Source organism: Sulfuriferula multivorans (assembly GCF_003851125.1).
Taxonomy (GTDB): domain Bacteria; phylum Pseudomonadota; class Gammaproteobacteria; order Burkholderiales; family Sulfuriferulaceae; genus Sulfuriferula; species Sulfuriferula multivorans.
Genome location: NZ_BGOW01000010.1, coordinates 37,871 through 53,489, shown reverse-complemented (window position 1 = coordinate 53,489; position 15,619 = coordinate 37,871). Strand labels below are relative to the sequence as shown.

13 protein-coding genes are annotated in these 15,619 nt (G+C 56.6%); 6 read left to right on the top strand and 7 right to left on the bottom strand.

Annotated features, from left to right (window positions below):
- Positions 1-5: 5 nt before the first annotated feature.
- The 3 genes from EI185_RS05850 to EI185_RS05840 all read left to right on the top strand — a co-directional run bounded on the left by EI185_RS05850 (position 6) and on the right by EI185_RS05840 (position 5,238).
- Complete coding sequence (locus tag EI185_RS05850) at positions 6-1,049, top strand: type IV pilus twitching motility protein PilT (RefSeq protein ID WP_124704197.1); 1,044 nt, start codon at positions 6-8, stop codon at positions 1,047-1,049.
- Positions 1,050-1,069: 20 nt separating this feature from the next.
- On the top strand, positions 1,070-2,197 hold the full coding sequence (locus EI185_RS05845; RefSeq protein ID WP_124704196.1) for a PilT/PilU family type 4a pilus ATPase: 1,128 nt from the start codon (positions 1,070-1,072) through the stop codon (positions 2,195-2,197).
- A gap of 245 nt (positions 2,198-2,442) precedes the next feature.
- Positions 2,443-5,238: a bifunctional diguanylate cyclase/phosphodiesterase gene (locus EI185_RS05840; protein ID WP_124704195.1), complete on the top strand. Its 2,796-nt coding sequence runs from the start codon at positions 2,443-2,445 to the stop codon at positions 5,236-5,238.
- Positions 5,239-5,244: 6 nt separating this feature from the next.
- Here the strand turns inward: EI185_RS05840 and EI185_RS05835 are convergent, their stop codons facing one another.
- The 4 genes from EI185_RS05835 to EI185_RS05820 form a co-directional block, all read right to left on the bottom strand.
- Positions 5,245-6,396, bottom strand: coding sequence for a THUMP domain-containing class I SAM-dependent RNA methyltransferase (locus tag EI185_RS05835; protein WP_124704194.1), 1,152 nt, complete (start codon positions 6,394-6,396; stop codon positions 5,245-5,247).
- 5 nt (positions 6,397-6,401) lie between these two features.
- Complete coding sequence (locus EI185_RS05830; RefSeq protein WP_124704193.1) at positions 6,402-6,809, bottom strand: CopD family protein; 408 nt, start codon at positions 6,807-6,809, stop codon at positions 6,402-6,404.
- 147 nt (positions 6,810-6,956) lie between these two features.
- Complete coding sequence (locus EI185_RS05825) at positions 6,957-7,535, bottom strand: DinB family protein (RefSeq protein WP_124704192.1); 579 nt, start codon at positions 7,533-7,535, stop codon at positions 6,957-6,959.
- A gap of 2 nt (positions 7,536-7,537) precedes the next feature.
- Positions 7,538-8,050: a TlpA disulfide reductase family protein gene (locus EI185_RS05820; RefSeq protein WP_124704191.1), complete on the bottom strand. Its 513-nt coding sequence runs from the start codon at positions 8,048-8,050 to the stop codon at positions 7,538-7,540.
- A gap of 41 nt (positions 8,051-8,091) precedes the next feature.
- On the opposite strand from EI185_RS05820, the gene EI185_RS05815 reads away from it, so the two are divergent.
- Together EI185_RS05815 and EI185_RS05810 are read left to right on the top strand one after the other, a co-directional pair.
- Positions 8,092-8,277, top strand: a complete 186-nt coding sequence (locus tag EI185_RS05815; RefSeq protein WP_124704190.1) for a hypothetical protein — start codon at positions 8,092-8,094, stop codon at positions 8,275-8,277.
- Complete coding sequence (locus EI185_RS05810) at positions 8,277-9,023, top strand: type 1 glutamine amidotransferase domain-containing protein (protein ID WP_124704189.1); 747 nt, start codon at positions 8,277-8,279, stop codon at positions 9,021-9,023. Before EI185_RS05815 ends, EI185_RS05810 begins: the two co-directional genes overlap by 1 nt.
- A 45-nt stretch (positions 9,024-9,068) precedes the next feature.
- On the opposite strand, the gene EI185_RS05805 is transcribed toward EI185_RS05810, so the two are convergent.
- Both EI185_RS05805 and EI185_RS05800 read right to left on the bottom strand, forming a co-directional pair.
- A complete protein-coding gene (locus EI185_RS05805; RefSeq protein ID WP_124704188.1) occupies positions 9,069-9,464 on the bottom strand; it encodes a carboxymuconolactone decarboxylase family protein in 396 nt (131 codons plus the stop codon).
- Entirely contained in the window at positions 9,461-9,988 is a 528-nt protein-coding gene (locus EI185_RS05800) for a DinB family protein (RefSeq protein WP_124704187.1), read from the bottom strand. The genes EI185_RS05805 and EI185_RS05800 overlap by 4 nt, the downstream gene beginning before the upstream one ends.
- A 224-nt stretch (positions 9,989-10,212) precedes the next feature.
- Here EI185_RS05800 and EI185_RS05795 point away from each other — a divergent pair, with 224 nt between their 5' ends.
- Entirely contained in the window at positions 10,213-14,043 is a 3,831-nt protein-coding gene (locus EI185_RS05795) for a DUF3683 domain-containing protein (RefSeq protein ID WP_124704186.1), read from the top strand.
- 16 nt (positions 14,044-14,059) lie between these two features.
- On the opposite strand, the gene EI185_RS05790 is transcribed toward EI185_RS05795, so the two are convergent.
- Positions 14,060-15,436 (bottom strand): APC family permease, encoded by a 1,377-nt coding sequence (locus EI185_RS05790; RefSeq protein WP_223247697.1) that lies wholly within the window; start codon positions 15,434-15,436, stop codon positions 14,060-14,062.
- Positions 15,437-15,619: the final 183 nt, after the last annotated feature.

Below are 15,619 nucleotides of genomic sequence, written 5' to 3'. Positions count from 1 at the left end.
AACAAATGGAAATCTCCGAACTGCTCGCCTTTGCTGTCAAGAACAAAGCCTCCGATCTGCATCTGTCAGCCGGCCTGCCGCCGATGATACGGGTACACGGCGACATCCGCCGCATCAATCTGCCAGCCCTGGATCACAATACGGTGCACGACATGGTGTACGACATCATGAACGATGGCCAGCGCAAAACCTATGAAGAATCGCTGGAGGTGGACTTTTCCTTCGAAGTCCCTACATTGGCACGCTTTCGCGTCAACGCTTTCAACCAGAACCGGGGCTCGGGTGCCGTGTTCCGTACCATTCCCAGCAAGGTACTGACACTGGAAGAACTTAACGCACCCAAAATTTTCAAGGAAATTTCCGACCAGCCGCGCGGCATCGTGCTGGTCACCGGTCCCACCGGTTCGGGCAAATCCACCACGCTTGCTGCCATGGTGGACTACGTCAATGAAACCCAGTTCGGCCATATCCTGACCGTCGAGGACCCGATTGAATTTGTCCACCAGAGCAAAAAATGCGTGATCAACCAGCGTGAAGTAGGGCCGCACACGCATAGCTTCTCCAACGCCCTGCGCTCGGCGCTGCGCGAAGATCCGGACGTGATCCTGGTGGGCGAGATGCGTGACCTGGAAACCATCCGTCTGGCGCTCACCGCTGCCGAGACCGGGCACCTGGTGTTCGGTACGCTGCATACCAGTTCTGCAGCCAAAACCATCGACCGTATTGTGGACGTGTTTCCGGCAGCAGAAAAAGAAATGGTGCGTTCCATGCTGTCCGAATCGATCCGCGCGGTCATCGCGCAAACCCTGCTCAAAACCAAGGATGGCAATGGCCGTGTGGCTGCGCATGAAATCATGATCGGCACCCCCGCCATCCGCAACCTGATCCGCGAGAACAAGATTGCGCAGATGTATTCCTCCATCCAGACCGGGCAAAACGTCGGCATGCAAACTCTCGATCAGTGCCTGCAGGATCTGGTACGGCGCAACACGGTTTCAGTAGGTGAAGCGCGTTCCCGCGCCTCGAACAAAGACATGTTTGCCGGATAAACAACCCTGGATATAAATTTATGGACGCCCTCAAAGCCTTGCACGATCTGCTGCGCCTGATGCTCAGCAAAAAAGCCTCGGATTTATTCATCACCGCGGGCTTTCCTCCCGCCATCAAGGTGGACGGCAAGATAGCGCCCGTATCCAACCAGACCCTTACCCCCGCGCATACACGCGAGTTTGCACGGGCATTGATGAATGATCGCCAGTGGGCGGACTTTGAAGCAACCCACGAAAGCAACTTTGCCATTTCCCCGCCGGAAATCGGCCGTTTTCGTGTCAATGCATTTGTCCAGCAGGCACGTGTTGGCCTGGTGTTGCGGACTATCACCACCAGGATTCCCAAGTTCGAGGAACTCAACCTGCCGCCGGTACTCAAGGATGTGGCCATGGTCAAGCGCGGCCTGGTGATTTTTGTCGGCGGCACCGGTTCGGGCAAATCCACTTCGCTCGCGGCGATGGTCGGCTACCGCAATGAGAACGCCCAGGATCACATCATTACCATCGAAGACCCGGTGGAGTATGTTCACGAACACAAGAAATCCATCATCACCCAGCGTGAGGTCGGCGTGGATACCGATAACTGGTTTTCGGCATTGAAAAACACTCTGCGTCAGGCGCCCGACGTGATCCTGATCGGTGAGGTGCGTGACCGGGAAACCATGGAATATGCCATTGCTTTCGCTGAAACCGGCCACCTGTGCCTGACCACGCTGCACGCCAACAGCGCCAACCAGGCGCTGGACCGTATCATCAACTTCTTCCCGGATGATCGCCGCCAGCAATTGCTGATGGATTTGTCGCTGAATCTCAAGTCGTTTATCTCACAACGCCTGATCGCCAAAAAAGGTACCCCGGGGCGTGTCGCAGCGGTCGAGATTTTGCTCAACTCCCCGTTGATTTCAGAACTGATTTTCAAAGGCGAGGTTCACGAGATCAAGGAGATCATGTCAAAGTCGCGCGAATTGGGCATGCAGACTTTCGATCACTCGCTGTTCGACCTCTACGAAGCGGGCATGATCAGCTATGAGGATGCGCTGCGCAACGCCGACTCCCTCAATGACCTCAGGTTGAAGATCAAACTGCAAGGTCAGGAATCCAGAGAGCGCGACATCATGTCGGGACTGGATCACCTCGATATCGTATAGCCAGCCGCGGTTTTCAATCCCTCGCAGCAGGTTTTTGCGGCGATACTACCTCGCCATTCATGGGTATTGCTGCCAAAGGCGGGCATTGGTAGCCTGCTATAACAAATATTTGCCACAAATCGTGCGGCAACCCAGGTGCTTCATACAAGCGAAATGCTGCAATACAAGACCTGGCAGAATATCCAAGGATTAACGGGCAATTTTTAATGCTTCAGGCTTTGCACGACGAATAAGGAATCATCACATTGGCATTGGGAAAATTTACGTTTTCCGGCGTTCGGGCACGCGTACTGCTCCTGGTGGCCCTGGCAGTTGCGCCATGGCTGGCGATCACCATTTATCATGCCATTGAAGAACGCGGCGTTGCGATTGACGCAGCGCAGGAAAATACTCTACGACTGGCGCGCCTTGTTTCCTTCGAGCAGAGGGAAACCATTACCCATTCCAGCGCGCTGCTGCAGGCATTATCCACTTTGCCGGAAATCAAGAATGGTGCGCCGACTGTTTGCCAGCAACGCCTTTCCGGCATGTTCGAGGGCGACCAGCACTATACCAATATCGGTGTACTAGACGCACGTGGCACATTGCTGTGCGATGCTCTCGCAACCCAGGGATCGCACTGGTTCGGCGATCGCGACTGGTTCCAGCAAGCACTTAAAACCCGGCAATTATTCATCAGCAGCCTAATGATCGGGCGGATCACCGGGAAAACCGTTCTCGTCATCGCCCAGCCAATATTCAATGAAAATGGTACGGTGATGCGGGTTGCATGGACGTCCATCAATATCGAATGGTTTCAGCACGCACTGAAACAGCTCAATCTGCCGGAAGGTACGACCGTCAGCGTGATGGACGTCAATGGCATCATTATGGCGCAACACCCGGATGTGGAAAAGTACATTGGCAAGCTTAATCCATTGGCGCCACTGGTTCAGGGCATTCTGGCACAGAAAAAAGAAGGCCTCGGCCGGGCCAAGGGAGCCGACGGCATCACCCGGCTATTTGCCTACCATCGTTTGCTCGAAAATCCCAAGATGGGCTCAATTTACGTCAGCGTCACCACCCCCACGGATATCCTGTTTGCCAAAAGTGGCCGCGTATTTGCAAGAGATCTGGGCATTCTTGGGTTGACAATTGCGCTGATATTCATCCTGACATGGTTTGGTACCGACATTCTGGTGCTGCGCAAAATGAAGGCGCTGATCCAATCCGCCAAGCGGATTGCGCAGGGGGATTTCAGCGCCCGCACGCAACTCGCCCAGGGCACAGACGAATTAAGCGAATTGGCCAGTGTCTTCGACAACATGGCCCAATCACTGGAGCTGCTGTTCCAGCAAAGCCAACACATCATGGAGGTTACTCCGGAGGCCATCATTGTCTCCAACAGCAGCGGAAAAATCGTGATGGCCAATGCTCAGACCGAAAGGCTTTTCGGCTATAACCGTGATGAGATGATAGGCCAAGCGATCGAAATCCTGGTACCGGAACGCTTGCGCGCCGGTCACACCGTTCACCGCGGCGCGTATATGGCGACGGCGGCACCCGGCGTAAGAGCAATGGGGGAAAGGCGGGAACTGTTCGCCCGAAGAAAGGACGGTACCGAATTTCCGACAGAAATCAGCCTGGGCTCTTTAAAAACGGAAAATGGCTATTTTGTGATTAGCGCAGTACGCGACGTCAGCGAGCGCAAACAATTCGAGACGCAAATATTACACCAGGCGACCCATGATTCGCTCACCAGCCTGCCCAACCGCATCCTGTTCCACGACATCCTGGCTCATGCCATGGCGCATGCCCTGCGCACGGAAAAGCTGCTGGCGGTGCTGTTTCTCGATCTGGATGGGTTCAAAAACATTAACGACAACCTCGGCCATGAATACGGCGACATGCTACTGAAGGAAATTGCGCAGCGGTTGACCGCGACGCTGCGCAAGGATGATCTGGTGGCGCGCGACGATGACCTGATCGCCCGCCAGGGCGGGGACGAATTCACCATCCTGCTGCAAGGCATCTCGGTCGTGGATAACATTATCCAGATCGCGGAGAAAATACTTGCCGCGGTTTCCCGTCCCTTCATTGTAGACAGCCATGAAATGCATGTGACGGCGAGCATCGGCATCACCATATTTCCGTTTGACGACACCGACATCCAGAGTCTGTTACGCAACGCCGACACCGCCATGTATCACGCCAAGGAAAACGGCAAAAACAATTTCCAGTTTTACACAGCGGCAATGAACGCGGTCGTCCATGATCGCATGGAAATCGAAAACGGGCTGCGCCATGCACTGGCAAAGGGCGAACTGGTGTTGCACTACCAGCCACAGGTGGATATTGCGAGCGGAAAAATGATCGCCGTGGAGGCGCTGGTGCGCTGGGCGCATCCTGAAAAGGGCCTGATCCCGCCCGACAAATTCATACCGGTCGCGGAAGAAAGCGGACTTATCGTGCCCATCGGAGAATGGGTATTACGCACTGCCTGCCGGCAAAACAAAGCCTGGCAGAATATGGGACTGCCGCATATCCGCATGGCGGTGAACCTGTCTGCACGCCAGTTCCGGCAGCCTCATCTGCTGACGGTCGTGGCCAAAGCCATGGAAGATGCCGGCCTTGATCCCAATTCAGACAGCCTGGAACTGGAAGTGACCGAAAGCGTCGTCATGAAAGACCTGGAAGGAACCATCAGCACGCTCAACAAACTCCATGCAATGGGGGTTCGACTTTCCATTGACGATTTCGGCACCGGTTATTCCAGCCTGAGCTATCTGAAACGCTTTCCGATCAATACGCTCAAAATCGACCAGTCCTTTGTCCGCGACATCACCACGGATGCCGACGATGCAGCCATTGCCTCCACCATCGTCACTTTGGGACACAGCCTGAAATTACGGATAATTGCCGAGGGCGTGGAAACCGCGCAACAACTAGCGTTATTGCGTGAGATGAAATGCGATGAAATGCAGGGCTATTATTTCAGCAAACCGCTGGAGGCCGCGGAACTGGAAAAACTGCTGCGTGAGGAACGGCGCCTGTCCGGCTAATCCCGCTTATTTGCGCGCCGATCCAGCTACCACTTTATATTCAAACAGGCGGCACTCCAGCGCGCCGTTGAACAACGGCGTGCGCTTGCTCGCCGCGAGCCGGATCAGTTTGGGCAGCTGCATGTCGGCTGACAGGATGTACGCATTCCAGCCGGCGCATTTGCGTTTCAGCCAGTCGCCCAGCTTGGGATAAAATTCCGCCAACTCGGCCTGTTCACCGATACGGACACCGTACGGTGGATTGGTGACGATGGTCCCGGATTCAGCCGGAGCCGGGACTTCCAGCACGTTGCCCTGCTTCAGCTGTACCACACCGGAGAGCCCGGCTGCTTCGAGGTTGACCTGTGCATCGCGCAGCGAATCGCCGAACAGGTCACGACCGAAAATCGCTTGCGGCTCTGCCGGGCGCTGCGCCGCGACGGCAGCGTCGCGCAACTTGTTCCAGACCACTGCATCGAAATTGCTGAGCTTCATGAAGCCGAAGCTGCGTCGGCTGCCCGGCGCGATATTCAATGCCATCAACGCGGCCTCCATCAGGATGGTGCCACTGCCGCACATCGGGTCGAACAATGGCGTGCCGGGTTGCCAGCCGGACAACATCAGCATGCCTGCCGCCAGATTCTCGTTCAGCGGTGCAGCACCCGCCTGCTTACGCAGGCCGCGCTTGAACAGAGAATCGCCCGACGTGTCCAGATAAAGGGTGCAGGTATCGCTGGTCAAAAAGGCATAAATGCGCACATCGGGTTCACGGATATCGACGTTGGGGCGCTCGCCGGTGGCCTCGCGGAAACGATCGCATACCGCATCCTTGATGCGCAGGGTAGTGAATTCCAGACTTTTCAGCGGTGATTTCTGCGCTGTCATTTTCACCACGATGGTGCGGTCCACGCTGAAAAAATCCGGCCAGTTGAAGGACAGCGCGCCCTGGTAGACGTCTTCTTCATCGCGGTACTCGCCGCCGCCTACTCGCCACAGCACCCGGCTGGCAATACGCGAATGCAGGTTGACGCGATAGCACAGCGTGAAATCGCCGGCAAAGGCGACGCCCCCGTATCCACCGGCAACATCCTGCGCGCCCAGCCCGGTTAATTCCTGGGCCAGCAAAGCTTCCAGGCCGCGTGGGCAAGGGGCGAAAAATCGTTGGTTTTTCTTGTCCATAACGCTCAAGGTTTCAGTACCACTAAAAACACCACAATAAACAGGATTAGCACCGGTACTTCATTGAACCAGCGATAGAAGACATGGCTCAACCGGTTGCGGTTTTCGGCAAACACTTTGACCAGATGGCCGCAATACAGGTGATAGACAACCAGCACAGCCACCAGAGCAAGCTTGATTTCCAGCCAGGTACCCGCAAAACCGTAACCCAGCCAGAGCCATGTGCCGAATAGCAGCGCCAGTACGCCAAGCGGCGTCATGAAGCGATACAGTTTGCGCTCCATCAGCTTGAAGCGCTCCGACGTGGCGGTGTCACTAACCATGGCATGGTTGACGAATAATCTCGGCAAGTAAAACAGTCCGGCAAACCAGCTGGTCACAAAAATGATGTGCAATGCCTTAATCCACAGCATGTATCTATCCGAATGAAAATGAATCTGAATCCCGCCGGCATTGTCTTTGCCGAAACACGGCGGGCATTTGACTGGATCGGCACCGTGCCCGAAGCGTTCATCATACAAGCATGGAGTGATGCCCCAGAAAATCAGCAGCCAGGTATATTACTCCAGGCTGGAAGGACTGGTGGCACCGCCGCTCAAGGATTGGTCATCGCGGATGATTTCCATATAGCCTTCCATCTCGCGTTTGTAGTAAACATAGTCCATCTCCGGTGCCGCACCACCCAGGCGGGTGATGACCGCGGAAATCTGGCCGCGATGATGGGTCTGGTGATTCATCATGTGGGTGAGCACATCGCGCATCCACATCGAGCGTGCCTCGCCTTCGGATGACACATAATCCAGCTGGCCATCAAACCAGTCCTCCGGACAGCCCTCCAGCCACAGCGTGAGTTCTTCGGCTTGGCGCTGGGTAGCCTCGATCAACTGGTCCCAGTCCGGATACGTGAGTTGCCGGAAATCGACTGCCACAACTTCTCCGCGCAACCGCGCCAGCCACAACCGGTTGACCAGCATGATGTGATCCACCGTGTGGTGGATAGTGCCGAAAAACAGGCCTTGCGGGCTTTGCAGCAAGGCGCGGTCAATACCGCCCAATGCCGCGAACAAACGATCATTCGCCCACTGCTGGTAATCCGACAGCACCCCGAAATAGCTTTTCCACGAATACCGATTTTGCATGATCAACCTTTTTTGATGAGTGCCTTATCCAGACGACTGCGCAGCTTGACGAAATCGAGTGAACCGATGGTTTGTTCAACAATATTTCCATCTTTGTCGATCAAATATGAGGTAGGGGTAAGCTTTACATCCTCAAACTGATGCGCCAGATTACCCTGCACATCCAGCGCCACCGGAAACGGCAAGCCGCGCTGCTGCTTGAACCGGAGCACATAACTGGGCGGGTCGTAACTCATGGCGACCGCGATCACTTCGAAACCCTTGTCATGATATTGATTGTAGGTTTCCACGATATGCGGCATTTCTTCCACGCAACCAGGGCAAGTGGTCGCCCAGAAATTTACCAGCACCATTTTCCCATGCAGGCTTTGCATGGATATCTTCTTGCCGGTGAGGTCGGTAAATGTCACTTGCGGCGCCGGAGTTTTTTGCGTCAATCCGAGGTACAGTGCGGCTGCAAGTGCGCCGAGCACTACAGTAATCAACACATACTTGTGATATCGTTTATTGCTCATCTGCCTCTTTCCATCCAGAAATCGTCATGCACAGGATTGTCATGTTTTTCGCTGCCCTTGTCATTAGCACCATCGCTGCAGCAAACAAGCTGATTGGCCGTACCGACAGCCAAGCCAGCAGCAGTTTGAAAAAAACGCTGGCGCAAGGTTCCATGAATTGCGTAAACCAGTCCTGCAAAACCCGCGGTTCTATAAATAATCGACCCAACGGGATGGCGGCATACTGATGGCAAAAGTCCTGTTCATACTCACCGCCGCCAACGAGCTCACACTCAAAAACGGTGATCGTATCCCGACCGGTTTCTGGGCGCAGGAATTTGTTCCGCCGCACCATATTTTTCTCGAACACGGGCATACGATCGACATTGCCACCCCCAGGGGAAAACCTGCCGCGCTGGATGAAAACTGTTTTGCACCGGCATTTCACCACCACGACACCGGCCGTATCGCCAACCTGCGCGAACAATTGTCCGAGATCGAGGCTTGGCACACTCCATTATCGCTGGAACGACTGGCGCTGGCAGGCGCCAAATATGATGCGCTATTTTTCCCCGGCGGATATGGTCCGATGGCCGATTTGATTTGTTCCGAAGCCGCAGGCAACCTGGTCAAACGCATCCTGGCCAGCGGCGGCCTGATCGGCGCAGTAAGCCATGGGCCAGCAGGGTTGGTCATGGCACAACAGGGTGGAAACTGGTTATTTGCAGGTTATCAGATGACCTGCTTCAGCCCACAGGAAGAACAGCTCGCCGGACTCGCCGACACGCTGCCCGAATTGCTGCCTGAACGCCTCGCCAGGCTGGGCGGGGAATTGTATTTTGGCGCACCGGACAGCGAGCATGTCGTCATCGACCGCCAGCTCCATACCGGCCAGAACCCGGCTTCAGTCGAAAAACTGGCTTTTGCCATGGCGCGACGACTCAAAAAAATGGGCAGCCTGGACAAAGATGCTTGCGGCACCCCGTGCTCCTGATTCAAATTGCGTTTAATTCTCCCGCTGCGCCAGCCTGGACAGGCATTATTCCAAGGCATCCCCCTTGATCAATCCCGCTTCGTGTAACGCATCATAAACAATCTCCACGGCATTGCTGAACACCGGCATGCCGCCGACGATCGCCGCCGTCTCGCATACGCCATATAACTCGCCCGGCCCTGCTCCCGCCTTCAATGCACCCCGCACATGCAGCTGGGCGGCTTGCGTGTGCCCCAGTGCCAGCAGCATGGCGAAATGCACCAGCTGCTGGGTCTTCCGATCGAGTGGATTGTCATGGATGAGCGATGCACGAAGGGATTCAACGGCGTCGATTGAGGCTTCACGGCCGGCGAGTTTGGCCAGCGCGCTACGTTTCCTGACGTTATCCGGGACAAAACCGAGCAGGTCGCGATAGCGTTTTTCGATTTCTGTGGCACTCATCCCAGTACCCGTCCTGTTTCCTGCCATTCCATATATTCCGGCGCTACGAGGCCTTGCTGACGCATCAGCAGGTCGATCTGCCCGAGATGGTAGGTATGATGCCCCAATACAGACCACAAAAAACCGATGCCGGTATAGTGCCTGCCGGTAAAGACGAATTCTTTTTCCAGCACCGCTGGCGTCAAGGCATGCAGATTTTCCAGATTAACGGCGTGCGTGGCACGATAAGCATCAATCAGCGCAGGGCCATCGGGCATGTTTTCCAATGTGCTGGACTTGCCCGGCAATGGCATGGTGGCCGTAGCCGGCAGGCTCGCCAATTGCCCAAACCAATGACTCTCGGCATTGATCAGATGCCTCGCCAGAGCGCTGATGGTGATTTTATTGATCCGGGTGCCAAGAAAAAGTGTTTCAGAGTCGATGGGTATAGCGCTCCACTGCGCGTCGCTCAGCATGCCCAGATAATCAAAAGTATGGATAACTTCCTGATCGAATAAGGATATAAAACGTTTTAATTCATTCATGACGAACCTCCAGTAATAAATACCACGTAATGCCCTGAAAAATACGTTTGCCAAAGCCCATGGTTGTAAGTCCGACTCTATCGATGTTCGAATAGTTTCATATCTCCGTCTGGAAGAAAGCGCAGCCAAGCCACGCGTAACTTTAAGAAAGCCGGAAAAAGTAAAGGGTTATTTGGCCGCCTGGTTACTGATAAAATGGCGCTTTAGCAATCGCCGTGCTGCTCATGGATACCCCCCGCCTTCGCGAAATTCCCTACAACTACACTTCGTTTTCCGACCGCGAAATTGTCATCCGTCTGCTGGGAAAAGAAGCCTGGGAGATCCTCAACCAATTGCGCGGCGAACGCCGTACCGGACGCTCGGCGCGCATGCTATTCGAGGTACTGGGCGATATCTGGGTGGTGTCGCGCAACCCCTATTTGCAGGATGACCTGCTTGCCAACCCCAAACGCCAGGCGGCATTGATCGATGCGCTGAATCATCGCTTGAATGAAATCGACATGCGCCGGCAGGACAATCCACTGGTTGCGCCGCTGCTGGACGCCGCACGCCGGGCCGTGGCCAATTTCCAGTCGGATTTTGCCCATACGCGCCAGTTGCGCCGCGACACACTGAAAAAACTGAGCCGCCACACGCGCAAGGACAACATCCAGTTCGACGGCCTGGCACGCGTTTCCCACGTCACCGACGCCACCGACTGGCGCGTGGAATATCCCTTCGTTGTTCTCAACCCGGACAGCGAAGCGGAAATCGCCCATCTGGTCAAAGGCTGCATCGAACTGGGGCTGACCATCATCCCGCGCGGCGGCGGCACCGGCTACACCGGCGGCGCGATTCCGCTCACGCCTGATTCTGCTGTCATCAACACGGAAAAACTGGAGGCTTTGTCCACGGTCGAAATGACGCGCCTGCCCGGCGTGGATCGTGACTACGCCACCCTCCACTGCGGCGCCGGGGTGGTGACACGGCGGGTGATGGATGCGGCGGATGCGGCGGGCTTCGTGTTCGCGGTCGACCCGACCTCGGCCGACGCCTCCTGCATCGGCGGCAACGTGGCGATGAACGCCGGCGGCAAGAAGGCCGTGCTGTGGGGCACGGCGCTGGACAATCTGGTGTCGTGGCGCATGGTGACACCGGATGCGGAATGGCTGGAAGTCACCCGCCTCGATCACAACCTGGGCAAGATTCACGATGCCGCGACGGCGCGTTTCGAGATCCGGCGCTACGACATTGACGGCACAGCCGAGATCGCCAGACCGGAAATCCTGGAAATCCCCGGCCAGCACTTCCGCAAGGTGGGGCTGGGCAAGGACGTCACCGACAAGTTCCTGGCCGGTCTGCCCGGCATCCAGAAGGAAGGCTGCGACGGCATCATCACTTCCGCCCGCTTCATCCTGCACAAGCTGCCCGCTTTCACGCGCACGGTGTGCCTGGAGTTTTTCGGCCAGGTGCGCGATGCCGTGCCTGCCATCGTCGAAGTCAAAAATTATCTGGACGCCCACCCTCACGCCATCCTCGCCGGACTGGAACATCTGGACGCGCGTTACATCAAGGCAGTCGGCTACGCCACCAAGGCCCACCGCCACGAACGCCCGAAAATGATCCTGCTGGCCGACGTGGTGTCGGATGACGAGGCCGCTTGCGGCGAAGCGGCTTCGCACATTGTCCAGCTCGCCAATACGCGCGGCGGCGAGGGTTTCATCGCCGTGACTGCCGAAGCGCGCAAGAAATTCTGGCTGGATCGCGCCCGCACCGCCGCCATCGCCGCCCACACCAACGCCTTCAAGATCAACGAGGACGTGGTGATTCCGCTGCACCGGCTGGCGGATTATTCCGACGGCGTGGAACGCATCAACATCGAGCTTTCCATTGCCAACAAGCTGAAATTGCTGGATGCACTGGAACCGTTTTTCCGCGCCGAACTGCCGCTGTTCCAGGATGAGGATACGGTGGCCGACTCGCAAATGACCGAGGAACGCCGCAGCCGCGCGCTGGCCTTGCTGGAAAAAACCCGTATGCGCTGGCGCTGGCTGCTGGACCATCTGGACGCGCCGCCCGCCAGCGCGGGTCTCGCCATCATCAATACCGATCTGGTCGCATCCAACGGTCACGCCACGGTGTTCCAGGCCTTGCAGGACCACACCCTGCGCGTGTCGTGGAAACGCGAAGTGCGCAAGGAACTGCAGCGCATTTTTGTCGGCCGCGAATACCAGCCGATACTGGATGCCAGCGACCGCCTGCACAAACAAATCCTGAAAAGCCGCGTGTTCGTGGCGCTGCACATGCATGCCGGAGACGGCAACGTGCACACCAACCTGCCGGTCAATTCCGACGACTACACCATGTTGCAGGAAGCCAACGCCGCTGTGGCGCGCATCATGCATCTGGCGCGGGACCTGGGCGGCGTGATTTCGGGCGAGCACGGCATCGGTCTCACCAAGCTGGAATATCTGGAAGACGAAGCGATCCAGAGTTTCGTGCGCTACAAGCACAAAATTGATCCGGAAGGCCGCTTCAACAAGGGCAAGCTGATGCCCGGCGCGGATCTTCGCAACGCTTACACTCCCAGCTTCTCGCTGCTGGAAACCGAGTCGCTGATCATGGAGCAATCCGAGATCGGTGAGATCGCCGACTCGATCAAGGACTGCCTGCGCTGCGGCAAGTGCAAGCCGGTATGCAACACGCATATTCCGCGCGCCAATCTGCTGTATAGCCCGCGCAACAAGATTCTTGCGACTTCGCTGCTGATCGAGGCTTTCCTGTATGAAGAGCAGACCCGGCGCGGCGTTTCCATCCAGCACTTCGACGAATTCGGCGATGTGGCCGACCACTGCACCGTATGCCACAAGTGCCTGAACCCTTGCCCGGTCAACATCGACTTCGGCGACGTTTCCATCGCCATGCGCAACTTCCTGCGCAAGCAGGGCAAGAAAAAGTTCAACCCCGGCACGACGGCGTCGATGTTCTTCCTCAACGCCACCGATCCGGCTACCATCAAACTCACCCGCAAGGTGATGATAGCCTGGGGTTATCAGGCGCAGCGCTGGGCTTACCAGGGCGCGAAAAAACTTGGCCTGATCAAGACACAAACCAGCCATCCCCCCTCCACTCTGGGCACCGCCCCGGTTCGTGCACAGGTCATCCACTTTATCAACAAACCCATGCCTGGCGGCCTGCCCAAAAAAACCTCGCGCGCGCTACTGGGACTGGAAGACGCCAGCATCGTGCCGGTAATCCGCAACCCGGCCAAACTCAGCGAGGATTCCGACGCGGTGTTCTACTTCCCGGGTTGCGGCTCGGAGCGGCTGTTCTCGCAAGTGGGACTGGCGACGCAGGCCATGCTGTTCGAACTCGGCACGCAAACCGTGTTGCCGCCCGGCTATCTGTGCTGCGGATATCCACAGACCTCCAGCGGGCAGGCGGACAAGGGCGACGCCATCACCACGGAAAACCGCGTACTGTTCCATCGTGTGGCCAATACCCTCAACTACCTCGACATCAAGACCGTGATCGTGTCCTGCGGCACCTGCATGGATCAGTTGCTGAAGTACCAGTTCGAGAAAATCTTCCCCGGTTGCCGCTTGCTGGACATCCACGAATACCTGCTGGAGAAGGGTGTAAAACTGGAAGGCGTGAACGGCACGCGCTACATGTACCACGACCCGTGCCACACGCCGATGAAGACCTATCAGCCGCTGAAAGTAGTGAACCAGTTAATGGGTGAAGAGGTGAAGCTGAGCGAGCGCTGCTGTGGCGAATCCGGCACGCTGGCGGTGTCGCGCCCGGATATTTCCACTCAAATCCGCTTCCGCAAGGAAGAAGAAATCCGCAAGGTGGCCGGACAACTGCGCACCGAATCGGGTGAAGCTGCTGCGGTGAAAATCCTCACCTCATGTCCGTCGTGCCTGCAGGGCTTGTCCCGCTACGATGACGACGCTGCCACCTCGGCAGACTACATCGTGGTGGAAATGGCCAGACACCTGCTGGGGCCGGACTGGATGGAGAGTTACATAGAGAAAGCCAGCAACGGCGGCATCGAACGGGTGTTGCTGTAATCCTGATCCGGCGGTGTCAGGACTGCGTGGCAAGCGCAGCCCTGCGCAGGTGACGATTGAGCCAGAGCGGTATCAGGCCAAGCAGTATGCCACCCACCGCCACCACTCTGCTGGTGGTATTGAAAGCCGGCAGACTGTCTATCCCGACAAACCAGAGAAAGCCTGCGCTGGTTAATGGCCAGAACACCAGGAAGGTCAGGTTGTAAGCATTTTTTGGCTGATTGCTCCACACATGCCAGGCGCACGCAAAACACGCCAGCCCGTAATAAAAAGCCGCCTGAAAGCCGATGGCATTGACCGAATCCTGAATGATCTGGTTGACGCTGGGTATGCCCGAAGCCAGCAACAGCAGCAACAGGCCAAAACCGGCAATCACCAGGGTGGCTATCCACGGCGTATTCCAGGACGGATGCAGACGCGCATAACGCGGGTGCAGCATGTAGTCGCGGCTTTGCGCGAACAGCGTACGGCTGAACTGCAGTATGGAAGTTTCCAGCGTGCCCACGGTACTCAACATGACCGCCAGCACCGCTATGTAGCTCCAGGGTTTGGGAAACAGTTTTTCGGCAATGGCAAGCACCACATTCGTGCCCGATGCCTGGATTTCCTGATCGCTCAACACCAGGAGTGTTGCCATGGCAAACAGGATAAACAGCGCCAGCACCACCAGCATGGCCAGCAGCGAACTCAGTCCCGCCACCCGTGAACCATTGCGCGTTTCTTCATTGAGATTGACGGTCACGTCCCAGCCCCAAAAAAAGAATAGCGCCGTCAATGCGCCCAGGGTGAAAAGGTGGGGAGTGAAGCCAGCCGGGCTGAATGATGTCAGCGATAGATGATGCGCGGGGTGGCCACCGTATTGCAGCCACGCCGCGATTAAAATAACCAGCACGATGCCCAGTTCCACCAGCGTCATCACCACCTGCACATAGCTGGTCAGTTTGATGCCTTTGATAATCACGGCGCTAACCACCACCAGCCAGGCAGCAGCAACCAGCGTTACGCTGCCCGTGCTGTTTGCCAGATTGGGCGCGAGCAGCGCCAATGTGGCAGTGGCTGCGGGGATGGTACCGGATACCATGAACACGGCCGATGCAACCAGCAGTGCCCAACCGGAAAGAAATCCCAGTATCGGATTAAAGACACTGCTGAGCCAGGCATAGGACGCGCCGGCATTGGTATCCAGGCGGTTCAGATACATATAGGCAAACGTCACGCCGAACATGATCAGCCCACAATACAACAGGCTGGCTGGCGACAGGATGCCTACCGCAGCGATCAGCGTCGCGCTGGTGGCGGCAATGGAAAATACCGGCGCGGTACCCGCCACACCCATGATGGTGGATTCCGCCAGACCCAGTGCGTTTTTTTCGAGACCGGATGCTGCGTTCATGTGCCTCCAAAGCGTAAAATGATAAAAATATTCAACCTGTCCGTACATGGGGATTATGGCCCTACAAGAGAACGCAAACCGGCCGGATATGGTTGACACGCCAGATACTAACTCGCCCGGCAGGCGCCTCCGCTTATTCCAATTCGCAATAGAAAGGAGATCAAGGCGGCGAGGATGAGGCGA

Excerpts from the sequence above, each read along its gene's own strand:
- EI185_RS05835 (WP_124704194.1), bottom strand. The coding sequence starts at position 6,396 with ATGGACAAGAAAAACCAACGATTTTTCGCCCCTTGCCCACGCGGCCTG.
- EI185_RS05815 (WP_124704190.1), top strand. The coding sequence starts at position 8,092 with ATGTTTTTCGCTGCCCTTGTCATTAGCACCATCGCTGCAGCAAACAAG.
- EI185_RS05795 (WP_124704186.1), top strand. The coding sequence starts at position 10,213 with ATGGATACCCCCCGCCTTCGCGAAATTCCCTACAACTACACTTCGTTT.
- EI185_RS05850 (WP_124704197.1), top strand. The coding sequence starts at position 6 with ATGGAAATCTCCGAACTGCTCGCCTTTGCTGTCAAGAACAAAGCCTCC.
- EI185_RS05830 (WP_124704193.1), bottom strand. The coding sequence starts at position 6,809 with ATGCTGTGGATTAAGGCATTGCACATCATTTTTGTGACCAGCTGGTTT.
- EI185_RS05805 (WP_124704188.1), bottom strand. The coding sequence starts at position 9,464 with ATGAGTGCCACAGAAATCGAAAAACGCTATCGCGACCTGCTCGGTTTT.
- EI185_RS05820 (WP_124704191.1), bottom strand. The coding sequence starts at position 8,050 with ATGAGCAATAAACGATATCACAAGTATGTGTTGATTACTGTAGTGCTC.
- EI185_RS05810 (WP_124704189.1), top strand. The coding sequence starts at position 8,277 with ATGGCAAAAGTCCTGTTCATACTCACCGCCGCCAACGAGCTCACACTC.
- EI185_RS05790 (WP_223247697.1), bottom strand. The coding sequence starts at position 15,436 with ATGAACGCAGCATCCGGTCTCGAAAAAAACGCACTGGGTCTGGCGGAA.
- EI185_RS05845 (WP_124704196.1), top strand. The coding sequence starts at position 1,070 with ATGGACGCCCTCAAAGCCTTGCACGATCTGCTGCGCCTGATGCTCAGC.
- EI185_RS05800 (WP_124704187.1), bottom strand. The coding sequence starts at position 9,988 with ATGAATGAATTAAAACGTTTTATATCCTTATTCGATCAGGAAGTTATC.
- EI185_RS05825 (WP_124704192.1), bottom strand. The coding sequence starts at position 7,535 with ATGCAAAATCGGTATTCGTGGAAAAGCTATTTCGGGGTGCTGTCGGAT.